Source organism: Streptomyces mauvecolor, from assembly GCF_039532965.1.
Taxonomy (GTDB): Bacteria; Actinomycetota; Actinomycetes; order Streptomycetales; family Streptomycetaceae; genus Streptomyces; species Streptomyces violascens.
This window is the reverse complement of sequence record NZ_BAAASQ010000021.1, coordinates 320540-344098: the sequence shown is the minus strand read 5'-3', so window position 1 is coordinate 344098 and position 23559 is coordinate 320540. Positions and strand designations below refer to the sequence as shown.

The 23559-nt window shown below is 71.3% G+C and carries 21 protein-coding genes and 1 pseudogene; 13 read left to right on the top strand and 9 right to left on the bottom strand.

Features of this window, described 5'->3' with window-relative positions:
- Nucleotides 1–220 precede the first annotated feature (220 nt).
- Complete coding sequence (locus ABD346_RS26985; protein ID WP_344378377.1) at nt 221–1006, top strand: hypothetical protein; 786 nt, start codon at nt 221–223, stop codon at nt 1004–1006.
- Between the two features lie 369 nt (nt 1007–1375).
- On the opposite strand, the gene ABD346_RS26980 is transcribed toward ABD346_RS26985, so the two are convergent.
- The gene (locus ABD346_RS26980) at nt 1376–1828 is read right to left on the bottom strand and encodes a MarR family winged helix-turn-helix transcriptional regulator (protein ID WP_344378438.1); all 453 of its coding nucleotides are present in this window, start codon (nt 1826–1828) and stop codon (nt 1376–1378) included.
- Nucleotides 1829–2137: 309 nt separating this feature from the next.
- Here ABD346_RS26980 and ABD346_RS26975 point away from each other — a divergent pair, with 309 nt between their 5' ends.
- Both ABD346_RS26975 and ABD346_RS26970 read left to right on the top strand, forming a co-directional pair.
- Nucleotides 2138–2971, top strand: coding sequence for a lysozyme (locus tag ABD346_RS26975; RefSeq protein ID WP_344378376.1), 834 nt, complete (start codon nt 2138–2140; stop codon nt 2969–2971).
- A 165-nt stretch (nt 2972–3136) separates the two neighbouring features.
- Nucleotides 3137–3943, top strand: coding sequence for a trypsin-like serine peptidase (locus ABD346_RS26970; protein WP_344378375.1), 807 nt, complete (start codon nt 3137–3139; stop codon nt 3941–3943).
- 7 nt (nt 3944–3950) lie between these two features.
- On the opposite strand, the gene lon is transcribed toward ABD346_RS26970, so the two are convergent.
- From lon to ABD346_RS26955, 3 genes are all read right to left on the bottom strand, one after another.
- Nucleotides 3951–6374, bottom strand: coding sequence for an endopeptidase La (gene lon / locus ABD346_RS26965; RefSeq protein ID WP_344378373.1), 2424 nt, complete (start codon nt 6372–6374; stop codon nt 3951–3953).
- Nucleotides 6375–6501: 127 nt separating this feature from the next.
- Nucleotides 6502–7743, bottom strand: a complete 1242-nt coding sequence (locus ABD346_RS26960; RefSeq protein WP_344378372.1) for an MFS transporter — start codon at nt 7741–7743, stop codon at nt 6502–6504.
- 97 nt (nt 7744–7840) lie between these two features.
- Nucleotides 7841–8434 (bottom strand): malonic semialdehyde reductase, encoded by a 594-nt coding sequence (locus tag ABD346_RS26955; protein ID WP_344378437.1) that lies wholly within the window; start codon nt 8432–8434, stop codon nt 7841–7843.
- Nucleotides 8435–8579: 145 nt separating this feature from the next.
- Here ABD346_RS26955 and ABD346_RS26950 point away from each other — a divergent pair, with 145 nt between their 5' ends.
- The 3 genes and pseudogenes from ABD346_RS26950 to ABD346_RS26940 form a co-directional block, all read left to right on the top strand.
- Nucleotides 8580–9086, top strand: coding sequence for a MarR family winged helix-turn-helix transcriptional regulator (locus ABD346_RS26950; RefSeq protein ID WP_344378371.1), 507 nt, complete (start codon nt 8580–8582; stop codon nt 9084–9086).
- A gap of 88 nt (nt 9087–9174) precedes the next feature.
- Entirely contained in the window at nt 9175–9846 is a 672-nt protein-coding gene (locus ABD346_RS26945) for a GNAT family N-acetyltransferase (RefSeq protein WP_344378370.1), read from the top strand.
- A gap of 84 nt (nt 9847–9930) precedes the next feature.
- Nucleotides 9931–10644 (top strand): annotated as a pseudogene (locus ABD346_RS26940) (DUF3626 domain-containing protein); the annotation flags it as partial.
- 6 nt (nt 10645–10650) lie between these two features.
- Here ABD346_RS26940 and ABD346_RS26935 read toward each other — a convergent pair.
- Nucleotides 10651–11433, bottom strand: coding sequence for a rhomboid-like protein (locus tag ABD346_RS26935; RefSeq protein WP_344378369.1), 783 nt, complete (start codon nt 11431–11433; stop codon nt 10651–10653).
- Nucleotides 11434–11680: 247 nt separating this feature from the next.
- Here ABD346_RS26935 and ABD346_RS26930 point away from each other — a divergent pair, with 247 nt between their 5' ends.
- The 4 genes from ABD346_RS26930 to ABD346_RS26915 all read left to right on the top strand — a co-directional run bounded on the left by ABD346_RS26930 (nt 11681) and on the right by ABD346_RS26915 (nt 18476).
- The gene (locus ABD346_RS26930; RefSeq protein ID WP_344378367.1) at nt 11681–12349 is read left to right on the top strand and encodes a spermidine synthase family protein; all 669 of its coding nucleotides are present in this window, start codon (nt 11681–11683) and stop codon (nt 12347–12349) included.
- Between the two features lie 90 nt (nt 12350–12439).
- Complete coding sequence (locus ABD346_RS26925) at nt 12440–13177, top strand: response regulator transcription factor (RefSeq protein ID WP_189962669.1); 738 nt, start codon at nt 12440–12442, stop codon at nt 13175–13177.
- The gene (locus tag ABD346_RS26920) at nt 13174–14364 is read left to right on the top strand and encodes a HAMP domain-containing sensor histidine kinase (protein ID WP_344378366.1); all 1191 of its coding nucleotides are present in this window, start codon (nt 13174–13176) and stop codon (nt 14362–14364) included. The genes ABD346_RS26925 and ABD346_RS26920 overlap by 4 nt, the downstream gene beginning before the upstream one ends.
- A gap of 281 nt (nt 14365–14645) precedes the next feature.
- Nucleotides 14646–18476, top strand: a complete 3831-nt coding sequence (locus ABD346_RS26915; protein WP_344378364.1) for a multifunctional oxoglutarate decarboxylase/oxoglutarate dehydrogenase thiamine pyrophosphate-binding subunit/dihydrolipoyllysine-residue succinyltransferase subunit — start codon at nt 14646–14648, stop codon at nt 18474–18476.
- Nucleotides 18477–18571: 95 nt separating this feature from the next.
- Here ABD346_RS26915 and ABD346_RS26910 read toward each other — a convergent pair whose 3' ends face one another.
- From ABD346_RS26910 to ABD346_RS26900, 3 genes are all read right to left on the bottom strand, one after another.
- Complete coding sequence (locus ABD346_RS26910; RefSeq protein WP_344378363.1) at nt 18572–18772, bottom strand: DUF6191 domain-containing protein; 201 nt, start codon at nt 18770–18772, stop codon at nt 18572–18574.
- A gap of 106 nt (nt 18773–18878) precedes the next feature.
- Nucleotides 18879–19343 (bottom strand): hypothetical protein, encoded by a 465-nt coding sequence (locus tag ABD346_RS26905; RefSeq protein WP_344378361.1) that lies wholly within the window; start codon nt 19341–19343, stop codon nt 18879–18881.
- Between the two features lie 101 nt (nt 19344–19444).
- Nucleotides 19445–19939 (bottom strand): hypothetical protein, encoded by a 495-nt coding sequence (locus ABD346_RS26900; RefSeq protein WP_344378360.1) that lies wholly within the window; start codon nt 19937–19939, stop codon nt 19445–19447.
- A 197-nt stretch (nt 19940–20136) separates the two neighbouring features.
- Here ABD346_RS26900 and ABD346_RS26895 point away from each other — a divergent pair, with 197 nt between their 5' ends.
- A complete protein-coding gene (locus tag ABD346_RS26895) occupies nt 20137–20319 on the top strand; it encodes a DUF6104 family protein (RefSeq protein ID WP_003961784.1) in 183 nt (60 codons plus the stop codon).
- 49 nt (nt 20320–20368) lie between these two features.
- Here ABD346_RS26895 and ABD346_RS26890 read toward each other — a convergent pair whose 3' ends face one another.
- Nucleotides 20369–21187 (bottom strand): hypothetical protein, encoded by an 819-nt coding sequence (locus ABD346_RS26890; protein WP_344378359.1) that lies wholly within the window; start codon nt 21185–21187, stop codon nt 20369–20371.
- Between the two features lie 220 nt (nt 21188–21407).
- On the opposite strand from ABD346_RS26890, the gene ABD346_RS26885 reads away from it, so the two are divergent.
- Both ABD346_RS26885 and ABD346_RS26880 read left to right on the top strand, forming a co-directional pair.
- Nucleotides 21408–22451 carry a DUF4097 family beta strand repeat-containing protein gene (locus ABD346_RS26885; protein ID WP_344378357.1) on the top strand — a complete coding sequence of 348 codons (1044 nt, stop codon included), beginning with the start codon at nt 21408–21410 and terminating at the stop codon, nt 22449–22451.
- Nucleotide 22452: 1 nt separating this feature from the next.
- Nucleotides 22453–23490 carry a PadR family transcriptional regulator gene (locus ABD346_RS26880; RefSeq protein WP_344378356.1) on the top strand — a complete coding sequence of 346 codons (1038 nt, stop codon included), beginning with the start codon at nt 22453–22455 and terminating at the stop codon, nt 23488–23490.
- Nucleotides 23491–23559: the final 69 nt, after the last annotated feature.

Genomic DNA, 23559 nt, shown 5'->3' with positions numbered 1-23559 from the left:
GACCATCAACTCCCGCGGAATGCCCGGCCCCGCTCGTGGCGGGCCCCGGTTGGAACTTCCGCGCGGCCTTTGGCAGGATGCCCGCCCACAGCTCGGCGGAGCGGGGAATTCCTCCCGGGATCGTGCGGTTCGCCCGCTGGTACAGGCCAATTGACGGGCTGTCCGGTGATCCCGCGGAGGGCATGAAGGTGGCGTGAAGGCGTCGTGCAGACTGGCGGGTATGCGCATCCAGCTGGCCACCCTCCCCGGAGATCCCGCCCGCCCCAACGAGGACTGGGCCGCGACCGCGATGCCCGCTTCGGGCCTGGGCGGCCTGCTCGTCGTCCTCGACGGCGTCACGCCGCTGCCCGGCAATGGCGACTGCGTGCACGACGTGCCCTGGTTCACCGCGCGACTCGGCGGCGCGCTGACCGAACTGTCGGCTTCACGGCGGGATATGCCGCTGGCCGAGATCCTGGCCGAATCCATTCGGCGCACCGCCGACGCCCACCGCGACACGTGTGACCTTTCTCACCCGCGTACGCCTCAGGCGACGGTGGTGCTCGCGCGTTGGGACTCGGCGGAGCTGGAGTACCTCGTCCTGTCGGACTCGGCGCTGCTTCTCGAATCGTGCGACGGGACGGTGCGGGCGGTCCTGGACGACCGGCTCGACCGGGTGCCGCGCTCCTCCCTCGTCAGCGACGCGGTGGCCGACTCACTCGTCCGCAACAAGGAGGGCGGCTTCTTCACGGCGGCGGCCGATCCTTCGGTGGCCGCGCGCGCCGTGACCGGCCGCGAGCCGCTCGCCCTGCTGCGCTCCGCCCTCGCCCTGACGGACGGGGCGACCCGGTGGGTCGAGAAGTTCGGCGAGGGCTCGTGGGGGGACTGCGTCGCGCTGGTCCGGAAGGCGGGGGCGGAGGGGCTGGTGGAGCGCGTGCGGGAGCTGGAGGCGGGGGATGTGGGGCGGGTGTTCTTGGGGGGGAGCAAGCGGCATGACGATGCGACGGTGGTGGCGGTGGAGTTTTGATTCCCCACCCGCCCCTTCCCGAGACCCGCCGGGGGTGGAGGAAAAGGGAGGGTTCGTTTCCTGGGGCTCCGCCCCAGACCCCCGGGGGGCTTCGCCCCTCGACCCCGGCGGGGGCTCCGCCCCCTGCCCCCTTTTCGGGGGCTCCGCCCCCGGACTCCCGGTCGGGGCGCTTGCCCCGGACCCCCAGTCGGGACTCGGCTCGGACCCCGGGTCAAGGCCTGCCCGAGACACCCTGTCGGGGCTTACCCCGGACCCCGGATCGAGGCCCGCGCCAGACCCCCTCTCCGGACTTACCCCGGGCACCGGGTCCAGGACTGTTTGTCGCTGCATCCTGCGGGGCTTTCGCGTGCTGCGGCCCCAAGGGGGCAATTACCCCTCCGCCGCCGCGTTCAGCTGATGCAGCAGCCTGGCCAGTTCTGAGATTTCTGCCCGGTCCCAGTCCGCCAGTTTGCGGACGTAGCTTTCGCGGCGGGCGTCGCGCACTCGGCCGAACCTTGTCGTGCCCTCGGCCGTGATGCGGACCAGGGAGGCGCGGCCGTCCGCCGGGTCGGGCTCCCGGGCCACCAGGCCCAGGTCCTCCAGGGCGTGCAGCTGGCGGCTCATCGTCGCCTTGCCCACGCCGAAGAACCCGGCGAGTTCGGTGGCCCGCTGCGGGCCGGCCTCGTCCAGGCGCACCAGCAGTCCGTACGCCGCCGGTTCGAGATCGGGGTGGACCTCGCGGGCCATCTCGCCGGACGAGGCCCTGGCCCGTCGCAGGAAGACGGCCAGCTCGCGTTCGAGCGCGAGGAACTCCTGGTCCGGACCGTGCACATCGGCTCCCATGCCGTAGGTGTGTCGTGAGGGCACAGTATTTCCCAGCCTGCTGTGCGCCCGGCACGCCGAGGGGCCCGTCCCGGCCGGGAGCGGCCGTGGCGCCGGGGCCGACGTCGGATGAAAGTTTCTTCCAGGCCACTCCGTTCCCGCAGCGTGTCGCCACCACCAAAGGTCTGAACCAACGGCATAACCTGAAGCCTCTTTCGCGCCAGCGGTCTACGTGCGTAGCGTCGACTCTGACATGTCCACAGCGATACGTCGGCATGTCGACCCAGGCCGTCAAGTCCCAAGCCCCACCGAGCCTTTCGGAGGCACGCAATGCCCGTGCACAGATCCGGAACGGCCCGCCGCGGACCCATTGCCGCGGCCGGGATCCTCCTCTCCTCCCTCGCCCTCGTGCTCGGCTCCACCGGAACGTCGGGTGCCGCCGACACCCCGGCCCGCGGCTCCGCGACCATGGGCATGGGCGTCGCGAAGCACGACGGGGTGGGCCCTCTGCCCGGTGACACCCGCGACGTGCAGGCGGTACAGACCGAGGGTGTGGACACCAGCAGCCACAACGGCAACGTCGCCTGGCCCACCCTGTGGACCAGCGGCGTGAAATGGGCCTACGTCAAGGCCACCGAGGGCACCTACTACACCAACCCCTACTTCGCCCAGCAGTACAACGGCTCGTACAACGTCGGCATGATCCGCGGCTCCTACCACTTCGCGACCCCGGACACGACGGGCGGCGCGGCCCAGGCGGACTACTTCGTGGACCACGGCGGCGGCTGGTCCCGCGACGGCCGGACTCTGCCGGGCGCGCTCGACATCGAGTGGAACCCGTACGGCGACGCCTGTTACGGCAAGTCGGAGGCGGGGATGGTCAGCTGGATCCACGACTTCGTCAACCGGTACAAGGCGCGTACCGGGCGCGACGCGGTGATCTACACCGCGGCCAGCTGGTGGAGCGAGTGCACCGGCAACTCCGCCGCCTTCGGCTCCACCAACCCGCTCTGGATCGCCCGCTACAACACCGAACCGGGCACCCTGCCGGCCGGCTGGGACTACTACACGATGTGGCAGTACACCTCCTCCGGCCCAACGGTCGGCGACCACTCCAAGTTCAACGGGGCGTACGACCGGCTGCAGGCGCTCGCCAACGGCTAGAGCCGCAGGCCCGGGCGGGGCTCGGACACAGGCTCCGCCCCGGTCCGCGTCGCACGAGCGGGGCCCCCGGCGCTGCGTAGCCGGGGGCCCTTCCGTGTGCCCGTACGGAGCACGACTCGCACATCTGACCCCATCTCGCGCGCGGCATGCGTAAGGATGGGGGGCATGCGCAGGTTGGGAGTGGTGTTCCGGGCGGTGGCCCTGGCCGCGGTCGTCGCGGCCGCCGGTACGGGGTGCGGCGGGCCCGCGGCCTCGGAACCGCAGCCGGAGAGTTCCCCGAGCGCCGCCCCGCAGGCCGCGCAGCCCGGCACCCAGACCACCGCCGTCCCGGCCGCGAAAGTGGCGTCGGTCGGCGTGCTGGTCAACAGCGACGGCCACTACTGCACGGCCAGCGTCGTGGACAGCCCGCGCGGCAACGTCATCGCCACCGCCGCGCACTGCACGGCCGGCGAGCCGCTCGACTCCCTGGAGTTCGCGCCGGGCTTCTCGGGGGCGGCCAAGGGGACGTATCCGTATGGGAAGTGGAAGGTGCGGGCCGTCCAGGTCGACGACCGGTGGACCGCGGAGCAGAGCGACGCGGTGGACTACGCCTTCCTCACGGTCGCACCGGACGCGCAGGGCCGCAGCGTGCAGAGCGTGGTCGGCGCCTCGACGCCCGAGTGGGGCGCGGGCCCCGACCAGCGGGTGACCGTCGTCGGTTATCCGGAGGAGAACCACAACCCCGACAACCGGCCGGTCATGTGCACCACCGACGTCCACCGGGATACCGACGAGCCCGCGATGATGCGCATGGAGTGCGGCGGCTTCTGGACCGGCACGAGCGGCAGCCCCTGGCTGACCGGCTACCGGTCACCGGACCGACTCGGCCGGATCATCGGCGTGTTGAGCGGCGGAGACACGGACGACGAGTCGACGGCGGCCCTGTTCGACGCGAAGGCCCGCTCGGTGTACGAGCGGGCCACCACGGCGTAGCTGTCACTCAGGCGGCTGCGGCGACCGCCACCTCCGCCGGCGAGAGGGCGATCTCCAGGACCTGGCGGACGTCCGTCACGGGGTGGACCTCCAGCTTCTCCAGGACCTCGGCGGGCACGTCGTCCAGGTCCGCCTCGTTCCGCTTGGGGATCACCACGGTCGTGATCCCGGCCCGGTGCGCGGCGAGCAGCTTCTGCTTGAGGCCGCCGATCGGCAGGACACGCCCGGTCAGCGACACCTCACCGGTCATCGCCACGTCGGTGCGGACCTGCCGCCCCGAAAGCAGCGACGACAGCGCGGTGACCAGGGTGATGCCGGCGCTCGGACCGTCCTTGGGGACCGCGCCCGCCGGGAAGTGGACGTGCACGCCCCGGTCCTTCAAGTCCCCCACCGGGAGCTCCAGTTCGGCCCCGTGCGAGCGCAGGAAGCTCAGCGCGATCTGCGCGGACTCCTTCATCACGTCGCCGAGCTGACCGGTGAGGGTCAGGCCCGCGGCGCCCGTCTCCGGGTCGGCGAGGGAGGCCTCGACGAACAGGACGTCGCCGCCGGCCCCGGTGACGGCGAGGCCGGTCGCCACGCCCGGCACCGCGGTGCGCCGCTCGGCCGGGTCCTGGGCCGACTCGGGCACGTGGTGCGGGCGCCCGATCAGGCTCCGCAGCTCGTCCGGGGTGATGGTGAACGGGAGTTCCTGCTGGTCCAGTTCGTGCTGGGCGGCCACCTTGCGCAGCAGCCGGGCGATCGAGCGCTCCAGGTTCCGTACGCCCGCCTCCCGGGTGTACTCCCCCGCGAGCTTGCGCAGCGAGGCGTCTTCGAGGACGACCTCGCCGGGCTCCAGACCGGCCCGCTCCAGCTGGCGCGGCAGCAGGTGGTCCCGGGCGATGACGACCTTCTCGTCCTCGGTGTAGCCGTCGAGCCGGACCAGCTCCATGCGGTCGAGCAGCGCCTCGGGGATGGCTTCGAGGACGTTGGCGGTGGCGAGGAACACCACGTCGCTCAGGTCGAGCTCGACCTCCAGGTAGTGGTCGCGGAAGGTGTGGTTCTGCGCCGGGTCGAGGACTTCGAGCAGGGCGGCCGCCGGGTCGCCCCGGAAGTCGGAGCCCACCTTGTCGATCTCGTCGAGCAGCACGACCGGGTTCATGGACCCGGCTTCCTTGATGGCCCGTACGATCCGGCCGGGCAGGGCGCCGACGTAGGTGCGCCGGTGGCCGCGGATCTCGGCCTCGTCGCGTACGCCGCCGAGCGCCACGCGGACGAACTTGCGGCCCATGGCGTGGGCCACGGACTCGCCGAGCGAGGTCTTGCCGACGCCGGGAGGGCCGACGAGCGCCAGGACCGCGCCCCCGCGCCGCCCGCCGACGACGCCGAGGCCCCGGTCGGCGCGGCGCTTGCGCACGGCCAGGTATTCGGTGATGCGCTCCTTCACGTCCTTGAGGCCGGCGTGCTCGGCGTCGAGGATCGCACGGGCGCCTCGGATGTCGTAGACGTCCTCGGTGGTCTCGTTCCAGGGCAGTTCGAGGACGGTGTCGAGCCAGGTGCGGATCCAGGAGCCCTCGGGCGACTGGTCGCTGGAACGCTCCAGCTTGTCGACCTCCTTGAGGGCGGCCTCGCGGACCTTCTCGGGCAGGTCGGCGGCCTCGACGCGGGCGCGGTAGTCGTCGCTCTCGTCCTCCTCACCGCCTTCCCCGTTGAGCTCGCGCAGCTCCTTGCGTACGGCATCGAGCTGGCGGCGCAGCAGGAACTCGCGCTGCTGCTTGTCGACGCCTTCCTGTACGTCCTTGGCGATGGACTCGGCGACGTCCTGCTCGGCGAGGTGCTCGCGGAGCTGCTCGGTGGCGAGCTTGAGGCGGGCGACCGGGTCGCTGGTCTCCAGGAGCTCGACCTTCTGGGCGGTCGTGAGGAACGGCGAGTACCCGGAGTTGTCGGCGAGCGCGGAGACGCCCTCGATCTGCTGGACGCGGTCGACGACCTGCCAGGCCCCGCGCTTCTTCAGCCAGTCGGTGGCGAGCGCCTTGTACTCCTTGACCAGCTCGGTCACCTGGCCCGGCAGCGGCTCGGGCAGGGTCTCCTCGACCCTCGTGCCCTCCACCCACAGGGCGGCGCCGGGCCCGGTGGTGCCGGCCCCGATCCGCACGCGGTGGCGGCCCCGGATGAGGGCGCCCGGGTCGCCGTCGGAAAGCCGGCCCACCTGCTCGACGGTCCCGAGCACACCGGTCCCGGCGTACGTTCCGTCGATCCGCGGCACGAGCAGCACCTGCGGCTTTCCCTGGCCGGACCGCGCGGCGGCCTGCGCGGCCTCGACGGCGGCCCGCACCTCGGCATCGGACAGGTCCAGCGGAACGACCATGCCGGGCAGCACGACCTCGTCGTCGAGCGGCAGCACGGGCAGGTCGGTCGGTGTGTACGCCGGGTACCCCGTGGACTCAGCAGCCATGATCTCCCCTTCGGCAGTCAAGTTGAGCTATGCCGACTCAATGCATGTGAGTCTGGGAATGTTCCCCGAGGCGTGTTCGCTCTGAGCGATCACGCGGGGCGGCCCCCGTGACCAGGCCCGAAACCCTTCAGCCGCCCAGGGCGACGGCCGCCGCGATCGCCGGGCCGAAGGCGCCGCCGAGCTGGTAGCAGAGGTTGAACAGACCGATCGCGGTGGAGCGCTGGGCGGCGGGCGCGGCCGTGGTGGCGTACACCGAGAGGGCGGCCTGGCCCGTGCTGGTGGCGAGCAGGGCCAGCGTCGCGACCAGCAGGAGCAGCGGCGCCCAGGGGGTCAGGACCGCGGTGAGCGGGGCGAGTGCTCCGACGGTGAGCAGGATCGCCACGACCCGGGGGCGGCTCATGCGGGCCGAGGCCGCGGCGAGCGCCATGGCGAGCGCGGAGCCGGCGAGCAGGGCGACCAGCTGGCCGGTCCCGATGGTGGCGGCCGACCAGTCGGTGCGCTCCCGCAGCAGCTGCGGGACGGTGAAGAGCAGCGCGAAGTACGAGGTCGCGAGCGTGCAGGCGAGTACGGCGGAGAGGACGAAGGCGCGGGTGCGCAGCAGGGTCACGGGCACGCAGCCGGTGGGGTGGGACCGGATGTGCAGAGCGAGCAGCGCGGCCGTCGCCAGCGAGGCGGCCACCGCCGGGAGGGGGTAGCGCGGCACGAGCACGAGGGCCGTCACCGTCAGGACGAGCAGGGCGGCGCCCCGGCCGTCGAAGGGGGCACTGTTCGGCGGCGCGGACAGGTCGGCGCGGCGCATGACGGCGGGCAGGGCGAGCAGGGCGACCGCGCCGACGGCCAGGGAGAGCCGCCAGGAAGCGGCGTCCGCGAGCACGGAGCCGAGCAGCGGGCCGACCGCGCCGAGGGCGCCGAAGCCCGCCGCGATCACGCCCATCCGGCGGACCGAGCCCGCCAGGCTCATGGCCGCGGCGATGAGGCCCGCGGCGCCCGCGGCCTGGGCAGCCCGGCCCGCCATGGCCAGCGGCAGCCAGGGCGCCACCGCGAGGACGGCGGTGCCGGCCGCGATCAGGGCGGCGCTCAGCTTGAGCATCGCGCCGAGGCCGCGGCGCCGCAGCAGGCCCGCCATCAGCGGGGTGCCCACCGCCATGGCCCAGGCGAAGACGGTGACGAGCCAGGTAGCGCCGGCCGGGGAGACGCCCAGTGAGCGGGCCATGGCCGGGAGGATCAGGACGGGTCCGTTGGCGCTCGCGGCGGCCGGAGTGGCCAGCAGCGCCAGCCACAGGGCAGGGACTTGGCGCGGTGCGGGGGCCGCGGACGGTATCGCCGGGGTGATGGTGCGGGGGCGGGCCGGGGTGTGCACAACAGACATGGCGGACAGCTCCAGAACGTGGCGCGGCAGGGGCGGTGGGACCCGGGGGCGGCCCGGGCGATTCGGGCTGGGGACGGCCAGGGCCGGTCAGGCGGGTTCAGACCGTGGTGACGACCTGGTCGTAGGCGAGCCGGGGCGAGCGCGGGTACCAGGCGTCCGGGCCCGGGCGGCCCATGTTCACGACCATCAGCGGGGTGTGGTCGTCGTCGAGGAACTCCTTCTGGACCCCGGGGAAGTCGAACCCGGTCATCGGCCCCGCGGCAAGGCCCGCGGCCCGCACGCCGAGGACGAAGTACGCCGCCTGGAGCGTCGCGTTGAGCAGCGCGGATTCCTCCCGGACCGTGCGGTCGGCGAACAAGAGGTCCTTGGCCTGCGGGAAGTGCGGGAGCAGCGACGGGAGTTCCTCGTGGAACTCGTTGTCGGCGGCGAGGATCGCGACCAGCGGGGCGGCCTCGGTCTTCGGCCGGTTGCCCGCGTCCATGAGCTCCACGAGCCGCCCGCGCGCCTCGGCGGACCGGACCAGGACGACCCGCAGCGGCGACTGGTTGTACGCGGTGGGGGCGTACTTGACCAGGTCGTACACCGCCTGGACCTGCTCTTCGGTCACCGGCTCGGCGGTGAACGTGCTGGCGGTGCGCGCCTCGCGGAAGAGGAGGTCCTGGGCGGCGGGGTGGAGGGACAGCTCGGACATCGGGTGCTCCAGTCGTTCGGGCTCGGCCATCTCGGTAGTGAGATAAAAGCATCCGACACTCTTAAAATCAAGTATCTCGAAACTAAGAGAACCAGCACTGGTATGGTTTTGACCGAAAGAGTCGGAATCGAGAGGAGTGGTGGCCGTGAGCGACATCGTGGACAAGATCGTCGAGCAGTGGAGCGAGGAGCGCCCCGAGGTGGTGGACGACCTCTGGTCGGTGCAGTTCGTCGGGCGCGTGCAGCGGCTGGCCCTGGCCACCGAGAGGTCGATCAAGGCGACAGCGGCCCGACACGGCCTGGACATCGGCGAGTTCGACATCCTCACGACACTGAAGCGCTCCGGCCCGCCCTACGCCCTCACCGCCGGGACGTTCCTCAAGGCGTCGATGGTGTCGTCCGGCACGATCACCAACCGCGTCGACAAGATGGAGGCCAAGGGCCTGGTGGAGCGGGTGCGCGACGGCGAGGACCGGCGCACCGTCAAGATCCGCCTCACCGACCACGGGCACGAGGTCACCCGAGCCGCCTTCGACGACCACCTGGCGAGCCACGCACGCCTGCTCGCCGACGTGGACCGCGACCTGATCGAGAAGGCCTCCGACAGCCTGCGCGAGGTACTGGAGGCCCTCGGCGACACCAGCATTACGTAGCAAAGCCCGTCGGGGCGAGACAAGGGCGAGCGGGATCGGTAATGTTCCCTCTACAGGTTCACCTATTACCAACCGCCAAGGGGCAGCCATGACGTCGACGGTGACGACAGCACCGGATCAAGCCACGATCGGCACATGGGTACGGGCCTGGATCGACGGCTGGATCGTGTCGCGCGGGACCTCCGACCCGACCGACCGGCCATGGGGCTGGACGATCGACGCGGGACAGGCCAACCACGTGTCGCGCCACGTGCTCCCCGCGCCCGCCGAGGCGGATGTCCGCGCCCTTGCGGCCGCCACGAGCGCGCCCGGAACGTGGCTGAAGCTGTTCACCGACGACGACACCGTGCGGCCGTGGCTCACCGAGGGCTGGCAGTTCGACCAGCCCGGCTACCTGATGACGATCCCGCTGACCGCGGAGCGCCCCGAGGTCCCGGCCGGCTACACCCTCACGACCTGGACCCGGGGCGGCGTGACCCGTGTCCTGATCCGCACCGCGGAGGGCCACTTCGCGGCCCGCGGCCAGATCGCCCCGACGGGCCCGACAGCAGTGGCCGACCAGATAGAAACCGCCCCCACCCACCAACGCCGAGGCCTGGGCAGCCTGGTGATGCGCACCCTGCAGAACACGGCATACGAGGCAGGCGCAAGAACAGGAATCCTGGTCGGCACCCCGGAGGGCCAGTCCCTGTACTCGACCCTGGGCTGGGAGACGCGTTCGCCGATGGCGAGTCTGTATTTCAAGCCGACGGAGGAGTGAGAGCCCGCGGCCCCCGAAAACCCCGGGCGAGTGCCTGGGTGCCTCGCCTGGATTCGGTGGGCATGAGTCTCATCCGCGTTCCCCGGCGGGGCGCGGGACGAATGGGAGCGGGATCTGTTCGGCGGCGCCTATCACGCCGACGGCGTACGGCCCGAGGAGCGGCCCAAGTACGGGGCACTCAATCTGCTCGGCCATGCGGACGGCGCCGCGCCCCGCTTCGGTTCCTGCCATGTGCGGCTGCGCGCCGAGGTGAACCGGAGGGCCACTTTCTGCCACGGCGACAGCCATCTGGGGCCGAAGGACGTGGGCACCGCGGACGCCTTCGCATCCGTTCTGGCGGGCCTCGCCGAGGCCGGCACCGATGTCCGCCGGACGCCTTCGGGTGAGCACGGGCGCGCGTTGGACGGCTATGTCGAGGCGCAGGTGCACGGCCCGGTCGTGCTGGCGACGGACGCGGAGGCGCTGGTGCTCGACCCGTCGTTCCGGGGCACGGCGACCGTCCGGCTGCTCGCCTCGACCGGGGTGCCGATCGAGTGGCACCGGGGGTTCGTGCTCGCGCCGCACGAGGTGGACGCCGAGTTCCGCGGGCCCGTCATGATCCCGCTGGCCGCCAGGGTCTCCCGCGAGTACTCCAGGGACGGCCTGCTCGATGCCGAGGTGCTCGGACGTGCGGCCGCGTCCGTCGTGCGGGAACCGCACGCATGGGCCGAGTGGGGCACCCGGGACGAAGTGCTCCAGTACGTGAAGCAGTTGTGGCACGTGCTCGCCTGGTTCGGGCGGGCCGACGAACGAAGCTGAGACCCCTTACCCCGCCGCCCCCGCGTTCCGTGCCCGCCGTACCGCCGGCCAGCAGGCCACGCCCACCAGGAGGGCCACCGGGTGGCCCCAGGCTGCCAGGGGTTCTGCCATGTCCAGCAGGTCTTCCAACAGCAGCGCCGCCACCACCGTCAGGGTCGTCCAGCGGAAGAGGGGGGCCAGCAGCCCCGACAGGGCGCCCACCGTTGCCATCAGGCCGAAGCTGATGCCGTAGTCCAGGCGGTGCAGGGAGCTCTCGGGGAGGTGGCCCGCCAGGACCGACAGGGCCACCGGGATCTCCGTGGCCAGGGTCGCCACCACATGGCCGAGCAGGAAGACACCCGCCGTGCGCCGGCCGCCGATCCGGCGTTCCAGCGCGGCCAGGACGAAGATGAAGACCACCGCGTACGGGGAGTCGATGCCTCCCGCTATCCACAGGGCGCTTCCGAAGATCGCCAGGACCGGTGTCGTCGACAGGTGGGCCACGTCCGTGCTCGACGCCTGGAGCAGGGTGTCCACCGTGTCCGGATCGCCGTACTCCGTGTAGATCGAGGTCACCAGGAGCAGCACCGCGTAGCCGAAGGCGAACGGTGTGGAGGCTGGGGAGGGAAGCAGCCGGGCGGCTCGGGTGAGCCGGCCTCGTATGCCCGAGGTACTCGGGACCGGAGCGGTCGCGGGCTCGGGCTTCGGGCGCTGGGCCGGTATCGCGTCCAGCTGCGCGGGTATCGCGCCGAGAGCCGTCGGCAGGGGGCCTTCCGCCGTCGCGGGGCGGCGGGTTTCGAGCGGGTGCACCGGGTGAGGCCCCTTCCCCGGAGCGCGGAAAGCGCGCCCCGAATCAAGCCACGCCCGCGTTCTTCGGCCGTGTTCCGTGGTTCGTACTCGCTGATACCTCTCTACAACGGCTCACCTTCCGTGAACGACTCCTGCCCCGTCTATGGCGTGCGCCACATGGGACAACCTTTGACGTTTCCCGAGCGTCGGGGGCCGGCGGCCCGCAACTCGCGTGCGCCTCACCGCCGAACCCGGCATCCTCTGCGGCATGGACGACATCGCCACCCTCGACCGGCGCCAGGGACCCCACGGGGAAGTCGTGCTGCGGCAGCGCGGGGCGCATTTCGAGATCATCGCCAACGGGTGCTTCCTCATGGACACTTCGGACGGCCGCTCGGAACGCCTTCTCATCGATGCGGCGTACGACACACTTCCGCCAGCCGCCACCCGGCCCTCCGTTCTCATCGGCGGACTCGGCGTCGGCTTCTCGCTCGCACATGCGGCGCGAGACCCCCGCTGGGGCCAAATCGCCGTGGTGGAGAGGGAACAGGCCATCATCGACTGGCACCGGTCAGGTCCACTTGGCGCCATTTCCGGCCCGGCTCTGTCCGATTCCCGTACCCGGATCATCCCTGCCGATCTGGTCGATTACGTACGTACCGCACAGGACACCTTCGACGCGCTCTGCCTGGACATCGACAACGGGCCCGGCTGGACCGTCACGGAGGGCAACGGCGGGCTGTACTCGGCGGCCGGACTCGCCCACTGCGCACGGCGGTTGAACCCCGGCGGGGTGCTCGCCGTGTGGTCCGCGCAGCCGTCCAGCGCCTTTGAACAAGCTCTCCGTAATGCCGGATTCACTGGGGTACATACCGAAGAGATCCGAGTTGCCCGGGGCGTCCCTGACGTGGTCCATCTCGGCGTTCGCCCTGCGTAGCCGAGACACGGAAAGTGCCTCTAGTCTCTGACCGACACAGGGGATCACCCCACGGATCCCCGGGCGAGCACAGTCAAGGCGGGGCAACCGATGGAGCAGACACACACCGGCAACAACGGCGTCGCGGCGACCCCCGGCGCCCAGCGCAGGGTGCTGGTCGTCGAGGACGACACGACGATCGTCGACGCCATCGCGGCCCGTCTGCGGGCCGAGGGCTTCCAGGTGCAAACGGCCGTCGACGGCCCCGCCGCCGTCGACACGGCCGAGGCCTGGCAGCCGGACCTGATGGTCCTCGACATCATGCTGCCGGGCTTCGACGGCCTGGAGGTCTGCCGCCGGGTCCAGGCCCGGCGGCCCGTGCCGGTCCTCATGCTGACGGCCCGCGACGACGAGACGGACATGCTCGTCGGGCTCGGCGTCGGCGCGGACGACTACATGACCAAGCCCTTCTCGATGCGCGAGCTGGCGGCCCGGGTGCACGTCCTGCTGCGCCGGGTGGAGCGGGCCGCGCTTGCCGCGACCACGCCGCGCACGGGCATACTGCGCCTCGGCGAGCTGGAGATCGACCACGCGCAGCGCCGGGTACGGGTGCGCGGCGAGGACGTCCACCTGACGCCGACCGAGTTCGACCTGCTCAGCTGCCTGGCGAACACGCCGCGTGCCGTGCTGTCCCGCGAGCAGCTGCTCGCCGAGGTGTGGGACTGGGCCGACGCGTCCGGCACCCGCACCGTGGACAGCCACATCAAGGCGCTGCGCCGGAAGATCGGGGCCGAGCGCATCCGTACGGTCCACGGCGTCGGCTACGCGCTGGAGACCCCGGCGCCATGAGCCGGGCCGGAGACCGGGCCCGGCAGCTGCGCGGCAGCGGCGAGCGGCCCGGCTGGGACGAGCCGGCCAGGCGCGGCCGATGGGCCAGGGCCAGGCGCGTACTGCGCGGCCAGGTCGTGGCGGGGCTCCGGTCGGTCTCCATATCGATCAAGACCAAGCTCGGCACGCTGGTCGTGGTCTCCGTCTTCATCACGACCGGGCTGCTCATGGTGGCCCTGCAGACCCGCACCGAGCTCCGCTTCATCACCGTCTTCTCGGTGATAGCCACGCTGCTGATCACCCAGTTCGTCGCCCACGGGCTCACCGCCCCGCTGGACGAGATGAACACCGTCGCCCGCGCCATCTCGCACGGGGACTACACGCGCCGGGTGCGCGGCGCCGACCGCCGCGACGAGCTCGGCGACCTCGCGGGCACGATCAACCGCATGGCGGACGATCTGGAGGCCGTGGACCGGCACCGCAAGGAACTCGTGGCAAATGTCTCGCACGAGCTGCGCACGCCCATCGCGGCACTGCGCGCGGTCCTGGAGAACGTCGTGGACGGCGTCTCCGCGGCCGACCCGGAGACGATGCGTACGGCGCTCAAGCAGACCGAGCGCCTGGGCCGCCTGGTCGAGACGCTGCTCGACCTCTCCCGTCTGGACAACGGCGTGGTGACGCTGCGGGCCCACCGCTTCGAGGTCTGGCCGTATCTGTCGGGCGTCCTCAAGGAAGCCAACCTGGCGGCCGCCCAGCGCAAGCTGTCCTCCGGCTCGGGCAACCACCAGCGCGCCGACGTCCACCTCCACCTGGACGTCTCGCCGCCCGAGCTGACCGCGCACGCGGACGCCGAGCGGCTGCACCAGGTAGTGGCGAATCTCATCGACAACGCCGTCAAGCACTCCCCTCCGCACGGCCGCGTGACGGTACGGGCCCGCCGCGGCCCTCAGCCCGAGTCGCTGGATCTGGAGGTCCTGGACGAGGGTCCGGGCATCCCGCAGTCCGAGTGGCACCGGGTCTTCGAGCGCTTCAACCGCGGCGCGGCGCCCTCCCCGCACGGCCCCGGCAGCGACGGCGGTACGGGGCTCGGCCTCGCGATCGCGCGCTGGGCGGTGGATCTTCACGGTGGCCGGATCGGCGTGGCCGAATCCGCACGTGGCTGCCGGATCCAGGTCACCCTCCCGGGCACCCCGCGCCAGCAAAGTTGACGTAAAGTTCGAACCGGAAGCAGCCGTTCTGCGTGGTCACCAGCAGAAGTGGTCGTTCAGGGGTGCGGGCCGGGGGGCCGTAGCCGCACTGTCGCGTACCCGAACTGGCTCGCGCAGCAGCGGAACCACGCTTGTTTCCCGCCATTTCACGCCCCGAAACCCGGGTTCCGGTGTGACTTACACGACTGTGGCATGCCCGGCCTGCACGTCCCGGCCAGGGAGGCGTAGCCTTTATTTCCGCTGTCCATCACCTTGTGAAGCGGAAGAGGGCGGTTACCGCCGTGTCGTCTCAGTCCCCCAGTAATTCGAGCGTCTCGACCGACCAAGACGGGCAGGGCAAGAACCCTGCGGCCGGCTTTGGTGCCAATGAGTGGCTTGTCGACGAGATCTATCAGCAGTACCTCCAGGACCCCAATTCGGTCGACCGCGCCTGGTGGGACTTCTTCGCCGACTACAAGCCGGGTGCCACCGGCACGGCGGACAAGCCCTCCGGTGCAGGCACCGGCTCCACCGGAGCGGCTGACGCCGCGCGAGTGTCGGCCCCTGCCGCAGCCGCGGGGGCTGCGGTAGCCGCGCCTGCGGCCGCTGCCCCGGCCGCACCCGCCGCGCCGGCCCAGGCCGCCCCGGCACCGGCCAAGGCTGCGGCTCCGGCCGCTGCCCCCGCTCCCGCGAAGCCCGCGGCGGCTGCCGCGCCCGCCGCCAAGCCGGCCGCCAAGGCAGCCGAGGCCACCGAAGCCCCGGCCGGTCCTGAATACGTGACGCTGCGCGGCCCCGCCGCCGCGGTCGCCAAGAACATGAACGCCTCGCTGGAGATGCCGACGGCCACGTCCGTCCGCGCCGTCCCGGTGAAGCTGCTGTTCGACAACCGCATCGTCATCAACAACCACCTCAAGCGCGCCCGGGGCGGGAAGGTCTCCTTCACCCACCTCATCGGGTACGCGATGGTGCAGGCGATCAAGGCCATGCCGTCGATGAACTACGCGTTCGTCGAGAAGGACGGCAAGCCGACCCTGGTCAAGCCGGAGCACGTGAACTTCGGCCTCGCCATCGACCTGGTGAAGCCCAACGGTGACCGCCAGCTCGTCGTCGCCGGCATCAAGAAGGCCGAGACGCTCAACTTCTTCGAGTTCTGGCAGGCGTACGAGGACATCGTCCGCCGGGCCCGGAACAACAAGCTGACGATGGACGACTTCACGGGCGTCACCGTCTCGCTGACCAACCCCGGCGGCCTCGGCACCGTGCACTCCGTGCCGCGTCTGATGCCCGGTCAGTCGGTCATCATGGGCGTCGGCTCGATGGACTACCCGGCCGAGTTCCAGGGCACCTCGCAGGACACCCTGAACAAGCTGGGCATCTCGAAGGTGATGACCCTCACCTCGACGTACGACCACCGCGTCATCCAGGGTGCCGCCTCGGGCGAGTTCCTGCGCATCGTCGCCAACCTGCTGCTGGGCGACAGCGACTTCTACGACGACATCTTCGAGGCGCTGCGCATCCCCTACGAGCCGGTCCGCTGGCTCAAGGACATCGACGCCTCGCACGACGACGACGTCACGAAGGCCGCCCGCGTCTTCGAGCTGATCCACTCCTACCGGGTCCGCGGCCACGTCATGGCCGACACCGACCCGCTGGAGTACCGCCAGCGCAAGCACCCCGACCTGGACATCACCGAGCACGGCCTCACCCTGTGGGACCTGGAGCGGGAGTTCGCGGTCGGCGGGTTCGCCGGCAAGTCCCTGATGAAGCTGCGCGACGTCCTCGGCGTCCTGCGCGACTCGTACTGCCGCACCACCGGCATCGAGTTCATGCACATCCAGGACCCCAAGCAGCGCAAGTGGATCCAGGACCGCGTCGAGCGCTCGCACTCCAAGCCGGAGCGCGAGGAGCAGCTGCGCATCCTGCGCCGCCTGAACGCGGCCGAGGCGTTCGAGACGTTCCTGCAGACCAAGTACGTCGGCCAGAAGCGCTTCTCGCTCGAAGGCGGCGAGTCGGTCATCCCGCTGCTCGACGCCGTCATCGACAGCGCCGCCGAGTCGCGCCTGGACGAGGTCGTCATCGGCATGGCCCACCGCGGCCGCCTGAACGTGCTCGCCAACATCGTCGGCAAGTCGTACGCGCAGATCTTCCGCGAGTTCGAGGGCAACCTCGACCCGAAGTCGATGCACGGCTCCGGCGACGTGAAGTACCACCTGGGCGCCTCCGGCACCTTCACCGGTCTCGACGGCGAGCAGATCAAGGTCTCGCTCGTCGCGAACCCCTCGCACCTGGAGGCCGTCGACCCGGTCCTCGAAGGTGTCGCCCGCGCCAAGCAGGACGTCATCAACAAGGGCGGCACGGACTTCACGGTCCTGCCGGTCGCCCTGCACGGTGACGCGGCCTTCGCCGGCCAGGGTGTCGTCGCCGAGACCCTGAACATGTCGCAGCTGCGCGGCTACCGCACCGGCGGCACCGTGCACATCGTCATCAACAACCAGGTCGGCTTCACCGCCGCCCCGGAGTCGTCGCGCTCGTCCATGTACGCCACCGACGTGGCCCGCATGATCGAGGCGCCGATCATCCACGTGAACGGCGACGACCCGGAGGCCGTGGTCCGCGTCGCGCGGCTCGCCTTCGAGTTCCGCCAGACGTTCAACAAGGACGTCGTGATCGACCTCATCTGCTACCGCCGCCGCGGTCACAACGAGGGCGACAACCCGCAGTTCACCAACCCGCAGATGTACAACCTGATCGACAAGAAGCGCTCGGTGCGCAAGCTCTACACCGAGTCGCTCATCGGTCGCGGCGACATCACCCTGGAAGAGGCCGAGCAGGCCCTGCAGGACTTCCAGGGCCAGCTGGAGAAGGTGTTCGCGGAGGTCCGCGAGGCCACCACCTCGGCGCCGGGCGAGATCCACTCGACCGACCCGCAGGCCCAGTTCCCGGTCGCGGTCACCACGGCGGTCTCCCAGGAGATCGTCAAGCGCATCGCCGAGTCGCAGGTGAACATCCCGGAGCGGATCACCGTCCACCCGCGTCTGATGCCGCAGATGCAGCGCCGCGCCGCCTCGGTCGAGGACGGCACGATCGACTGGGGCATGGGCGAGACCCTGGCCATCGGCTCGCTGCTCATGGAGGGCGTCCCGGTCCGTCTTTCCGGCCAGGACACCCGCCGCGGCACCTTCGGCCAGCGCCACGCGGTCCTGGTCGACCAGGTCACGGGCGAGGACTACACGCCGCTGATGTACCTCTCCGAGGACCAGGCGCGCTACAACGTCTACGACTCGCTGCTCTCCGAGTACGCGGCGATGGGCTTCGAGTACGGCTACTCGCTGGCCCGTCCCGAGTCCCTGGTGATGTGGGAGGCGCAGTTCGGCGACTTCGTCAACGGCGCCCAGACGGTGGTCGACGAGTTCATCTCGTCGGCGGAGCAGAAGTGGGGCCAGACCTCCGGCGTCACCCTGCTGCTCCCGCACGGCTACGAGGGCCAGGGCCCGGACCACTCGTCCGCCCGCCCGGAGCGCTTCCTCCAGATGTGCGCGCAGAACAACATGACGGTCGCCATGCCGACGCTGCCGTCGAACTACTTCCACCTGCTGCGCTGGCAGGTCCACAACCCGCACCACAAGCCGCTCATCGTCTTCACCCCGAAGTCGATGCTGCGTCTGAAGGCGGCGGCGTCGAAGGCCGAGGAGTTCACCAACGGCGGCTTCCGCCCGGTGATCGGCGACGAGCACGTGGACCCGGCCGCCGTCCGCAAGGTCGTCTTCTGCGCGGGCAAGGTCTACTACGACCTGGCCGCCGAGCGCGAGAAGCGCGGCGCGAACGACACGGCGATCATCCGCATCGAGCGCCTGTACCCGCTGCCGGGTGCCGAGCTCCAGGCGGAGATCGCCAAGTTCCCGAATGCCGAGAAGTACCTGTGGGCCCAGGAGGAGCCGGCGAACCAGGGTGCCTGGCCGTTCATCGCGCTCAACCTGATCGACCACCTGGACCTGGCCGTCGGCGCGGACGTGCCGCACGGCGAGCGCCTGCGCCGCATCTCGCGCCCGCACGGCTCGTCCCCGGCGGTGGGCTCGAAGAAGCGCCACGAGCAGGAGCAGGAGCAGCTGGTGAACGAGGTCTTCGAGGCCTAGGCCCCGAAGAGCCGTTCCGCCCCTGTAGTACGCAGCCGAAGGGCCCGGCATCCCGAGTTGGTGGGGATGCCGGGCCCTTCGGGCGAATACCGCGCCTAATGCTCTTCTTCTTCGTCCTCGTGGCCGGCGCCCCTGGCCGGGGGCACACGTATGACCACGCTGCCGCTGGCCAGGTCTATCGGGCCGCGCCCGGGGTCGGAGTCACCGACCTCGTCGAGCGTGATCTCCTGCCGTCGGCGCTCCTCTTCTGTGTGCCGTCGCGCGGGCGCGAAGAGCTCGTCGAGCCCACCGAACATCCGAAGCCTCCTCCGTCAGCCGTCCCGTACTCACACAACGCTGTGCGGCGCCTGTCAGATCCCGATCATGGCTGCCGGATCCGCCCGGGTGGGCCCGAGGGGCGGCTCACATGGTCGGCACGGCGAGTCCGGACGCAAGGTCGGGGTGCTGGCGCCGCAGTTCGGCGACGAGCCGCTGGAGCGGGGAATCGGCGCTCACGTTGGCGACGGTGGCCCGGGCCGGCAGCATGATGCCGTCCCCGGACCGCAGGGTCAGCCGCACACCCCGCATCTCCATCTCCTTCTGCGTCCCGAAGGTCCGCACGGTCGTCTTTTCCCTGACCACGGCCGCCGCGACCACGTCCCCCACGGCCACCGTTCCGGACGCCGGCAGCCCGTTCTTCACGCCGGCCCGCGACGTCTTCCAGGTGATGGCCTGGGCGTCGACCCGCACCCACACCTGGAAGGGCAGCGCGAGGAACCGGACGATCATGATCAGCGCGGCGGCCCCGATCACCGCCTGGAGGACGACGGATGACAGGCTGATGGCGATGGCGAACAGGACGCCACCCACGAAAACGGACGCGCTCACCGCTTGGCGCGTCGTGAATACCTGGACCTTCAAGACCAACCCCGGAACATGAGAAGAAAGCCGCCCGCGAGAATGCGGACGGCACAATGGCCGGGCCGCCGCTAGACGGCGACGCTCAGCCCTTGCGCGAACTCCGGCCGCCGACGCCGCAGTTCATCGAGGAGCTGCGAGAACGGCGACCCGGCGACGAGATGCACGGCCAGTCCCCGGATCGGCAGCACAACGCGCTCGCCGCTCCTCAACTCCAGCCGGACCGACCGCATTTCGACCTGGCGCCGGCTCCACAGCACCCGCGAGGTGGGGTGCTGCACGATCACGGCCGCGGACACGACGTCGTCGAGAGCCACCGTCCCGGACGGCGAAACCTCCTGCGCGATCAGCGACTTGTGGGTCCGCCACGACAGCGAGCCTTCGTCGAAGCGCACCCACACCTTCGAGGGCAGCAGCAGACAGCGCTGCACCACGAAGACCGCGGCGGCCCCGAGGATCGCGTACACCACATAGGAGACGACCGAGCCGGCGTCCTCGGCTTTGGCGGACTCGTGGACGCCGGTCCAGCCGAGAAGTGCGACGGCACCGGTACTGATCAGCACCATGTGCCGCATTTTGAACAGCTGAATCTTCACCGAATCCCCCACCCCGGAACGCAAAACGATCGGAAGCTACCAGCAACCGGCCGATGATCGACCCATGGGGCTTCAAAGCGGTCGCAAAGGACCGGGAGCAGGAGTGCTCCCCGGCGGCCGCCGGATACGCTGAAGGGCGAACATCCGGTACGTCCCAGGAGCAAGTTGTGTACTTCACCGACCGCGGCATCGAGGAGCTGGAGAAGCGGCGCGGCGAGGAGGAGGTCACCTTCGAGTGGCTCGCCGAGCAGTTGCGTACCTTCGTCGACCTGAACCCCGACTTCGAGGTTCCGGTCGAGCGGCTCGCCACGTGGCTGGCGCGGCTCGACGACGAGGACGAGGACGAGTGAGCTGAGCGGCGCCGGAGTTCGACGGGCGGGCCGCAACGCGTAATACGCGTCAGTCGCCGGGCCGGGCGCGCATCCGGTCGTAGGCGAGGCTCAGCACCCCGTGAGCGATCAGGATCGCGCCCGCTGCCGTCCACCCGCCGCTGCGGCGCTTCAGGCCCCAGGCCGTGAGCGGGAGGCCCGCGGCGAGTTGGGCGGCACCCAGGAGGCGGGCCTTGGGGCCGCGGACCCAGGGGCCGAGCGGGCTTTCCTCGACCGCGTCGAGTTCGGCGCGTACCGCGTCGCGCCAGCCGGACCACTCGATCGTCTCGGCGCCCTGCGCGGCGGCCACCGAACGCAGGCGGTCGGTCGGTTCGCCCGGGGTGAGTCCGGCGGGCAGGGCGACGCCGGTGCGGGCCAGGATCGCGATCAGGCCGAGGAGCCGGGCCCGGGCATCGGCGGCCGAATCGGGCCGGGTCAGACCGTCCAGCGCCTCCACGTCCAGTACGGGGTCGAGCCCCAGCCGGGCCGCGAAGGTGCGCATCGCCTCGCCCTCGCCGACCGGGGTTCCGTCGGCGAGCCAGACGTAGCCGACCGTACGGCGAAAGCCCGAGGCCAGGGTGTAGCCCGACCGGGCGTCGTCCCACCACAGCGCGATCGCCGGCCAGCCGGCGCCGACCGTGAGCGCGCCCGCCCAGCCCGCGAGCACCCGGTCGACGGGGTCGGTGCCGGTCAGCCAGGGTTTGGCCGCGGGGACAAGCACGCTCCAGCCGTCACCCGCCGGGGCGAGGAGCATCCGCTCGCGCAGCAGATGGGCGACCGGGCGGACGGCCGGGGGTTCGGCGCGGCAGAGGAGCAGGGCTCCGGGGGCAGCGGGAGGAGCGACGCGCATGATCCATACGCTAGGGCATGCACGGCCCGATTTCGCCATATCCGTACATATACGCACAGACGTGGAGCCCCATCGAACCACTGGGAGCCGCCCCTTGACTTTCCCCAAGCGCGATATATCGTGTCTAACGAGAGACGCGATATGTTGCGTCTTGGAGTACCCGCTCTTCGCGGTACGCACGTGTCGCAGTACCCACTCGCAGCGCCCAGGAGGTCAGCACATGTCCGAGTCCACGTGGGCCGTCCCAGACTCGCGGAAGCTCACCTTCGACGAGGCCGGCGGGCCGGTGACGAAGCTCCATGTGCGCGTCGTCAACGGAACAGTGAACGTCGTGGGCACCGAGGAAAGTTCCGCCCGCCTGGAGATCTCCTCCGTCGAGGGGCCACCGCTGATCGTGACGCGGAACGGGTCCACGCTCACCGTCGCCTACGAGGACCTGCCCTGGCGCGGCTTGTTCAAGTGGCTCGACCGCAAGGGCTGGAACCGCAGCGCGGTGGTCTCGCTCGCGGTACCGGCCGACGCGGACGTCGAGGTCGGCATGATCGGCGCGGGCGCCGTGGTCTCCGGGATCCGGGGGCGTACGGAGGTGCGCGGCGTCAGCGGTGACACCACCCTCGTCAAGCTCGCGGGGCCGGTCCGCGCCGAGAGCGTCACCGGCAACCTGGAGGCCCAGGCGGTCACCGGCGAGCTCCGCTTCAAGTCGGTCTCCGGCGATCTGACGGTCATCGAGGGGGCCGGGGGCTGTGTGGCGGCGGAGTCGGTCAGCGGCGACATGCTGCTCGATCTCGACCCGGGCGCGAAGGCCGCCGACATCCGGCTGACCACGGTGTCCGGCGAGGTCGCCATCCGGCTGCCGCACCCGGCCGACGCGCACGTCGAGGCGAACACCGCGAGCGGGGCCGTGTCCAGTGCCTTCGAGGACCTGCGGATCAGCGGGCAGTGGGGCACGAAGAAGATCACCGGCACGCTGGGGGCGGGCAACGGCACGCTCAGGGCGACGACGGTCTCCGGGTCGATAGCGCTCCTGCGCAGGCCGGCGGACGAGGAGCCGCCGTTCGAGGACGCGGGTCCGGGGCCGGAGGCCGCGGGGCCCGACACCTCGGGGCCGGATGCCTCCGCGCCGGTTGCTTCTGCACCGGACCCCTCTGCCCCGGATCCTTCTGCGCCCGAGGACGCGGCGCCCGAGGGCTCGGGTCCTGCCGCCACATCCTCCGCCGCCGACGACCAGTCCGGCTCGGCCGGCTCGACCAAGAAGGTGCTCTGACATGCCCCCCGTCTTCGCCCACGGCCGCCTCCGCCTCTACCTCCTCAAGCTGCTCGACGAGGCCCCGCGCCACGGGTACGAGGTGATCCGGCTGCTTGAGGAGCGCTTCCAGGGGCTGTACGCGCCCAGCGCCGGCACCGTCTACCCGCGGCTCGCCAAGCTGGAGGCCGAGGGGCTCGTCACGCACACCACCGAGGGCGGCCGCAAGGTCTACTCGATCACCGACGCGGGCCGCGCGGAGTTGGCGGGCCGGGGCGGTGAACTGGCTGATCTGGAGCTGGAGATCCGCGAGTCCGTCTCCGAACTCGCCGCCGAGATCCGCGACGACGTACGCGGCGCGGCGGGCAGCCTCCGCGACGACATGCGCCGCGCGGCCCGCGAAGCCCGTACGGGCCAGGCGTCCGCGGGCACCGGCCGGGGCGCCCGGAAGGGGTTCCCCGAGGCCTCCGACTTCTTCGACAGCGCGTGGGGCGACGGCGAGGCCTGGCAGCAGGCCAAGGAGGAGTTCAAGCGCGCGAAGCAGGAGTGGAAGGAGCAGGCGCGCCGGGCGAAGGACGAGTCCCGGCGGGCCCGCGACGAGGCCCAGCAGGCCCGCCGCCAGGCGAAGGAGGCCCAGGACAAGGCGCGCGAGGAGATGCAGCGCGTCGCCCGGGACGTCCAGCGCCAGGTCCAGGAGCATTTCGCGCGGGGCGACTGGCCGACGGGTGTACGCGAGGGGCTCGCGGAGATCACCAAGGAGCTGGGCCGTTTCGGGTTCGGCCAGCCGCCGGCGTCGTCGCCGGAGGCGGACGTCACGGCCGAGCGGGTGGACCTGGCGAAGCCGGATGCCGAGGCCGGTCCCGAGCCGGAGTGGGCGCGGGAGGAGCCGTCCGGTGACCCGGCGCGAGACCTCGACCGGCTGCTCGACCGCTTCCGGGACGACATCAGGGATGCGGCCCGGGACCACGGGGTGACGTCCCCCCAACTGGCCGAGGCCCGCGCCCACTTGGCCCGGGCGGCGACCCACATCGCAGCGACCCTGCGCCCGCGCCGGCACTAGCGGGGTGGGGTGGGCACCCGTCCCGCCTGGGGCTCCGCCCCAGACCCCGGGGGTCCTGCCCACCCACCC

Coding starts and splice junctions, on each gene's coding strand:
- ABD346_RS26985 (WP_344378377.1), top strand. CDS start 221: ATGCGCATCCAGCTGGCCACCCTCCCCGGAGATCCCGCCCGCCCCAAC.
- ABD346_RS26980 (WP_344378438.1), bottom strand. CDS start 1,828: ATGGGAGCCGATGTGCACGGTCCGGACCAGGAGTTCCTCGCGCTCGAA.
- ABD346_RS26975 (WP_344378376.1), top strand. CDS start 2,138: ATGCCCGTGCACAGATCCGGAACGGCCCGCCGCGGACCCATTGCCGCG.
- ABD346_RS26970 (WP_344378375.1), top strand. CDS start 3,137: ATGCGCAGGTTGGGAGTGGTGTTCCGGGCGGTGGCCCTGGCCGCGGTC.
- lon (WP_344378373.1), bottom strand. CDS start 6,374: ATGGCTGCTGAGTCCACGGGGTACCCGGCGTACACACCGACCGACCTG.
- ABD346_RS26960 (WP_344378372.1), bottom strand. CDS start 7,743: ATGTCTGTTGTGCACACCCCGGCCCGCCCCCGCACCATCACCCCGGCG.
- ABD346_RS26955 (WP_344378437.1), bottom strand. CDS start 8,434: ATGTCCGAGCTGTCCCTCCACCCCGCCGCCCAGGACCTCCTCTTCCGC.
- ABD346_RS26945 (WP_344378370.1), top strand. CDS start 9,175: ATGACGTCGACGGTGACGACAGCACCGGATCAAGCCACGATCGGCACA.
- ABD346_RS26930 (WP_344378367.1), top strand. CDS start 11,681: ATGGACGACATCGCCACCCTCGACCGGCGCCAGGGACCCCACGGGGAA.
- ABD346_RS26925 (WP_189962669.1), top strand. CDS start 12,440: ATGGAGCAGACACACACCGGCAACAACGGCGTCGCGGCGACCCCCGGC.
- ABD346_RS26920 (WP_344378366.1), top strand. CDS start 13,174: ATGAGCCGGGCCGGAGACCGGGCCCGGCAGCTGCGCGGCAGCGGCGAG.
- ABD346_RS26910 (WP_344378363.1), bottom strand. CDS start 18,772: ATGTTCGGTGGGCTCGACGAGCTCTTCGCGCCCGCGCGACGGCACACA.
- ABD346_RS26900 (WP_344378360.1), bottom strand. CDS start 19,939: ATGGTGCTGATCAGTACCGGTGCCGTCGCACTTCTCGGCTGGACCGGC.
- ABD346_RS26890 (WP_344378359.1), bottom strand. CDS start 21,187: ATGCGCGTCGCTCCTCCCGCTGCCCCCGGAGCCCTGCTCCTCTGCCGC.
- ABD346_RS26885 (WP_344378357.1), top strand. CDS start 21,408: ATGTCCGAGTCCACGTGGGCCGTCCCAGACTCGCGGAAGCTCACCTTC.
- ABD346_RS26880 (WP_344378356.1), top strand. CDS start 22,453: ATGCCCCCCGTCTTCGCCCACGGCCGCCTCCGCCTCTACCTCCTCAAG.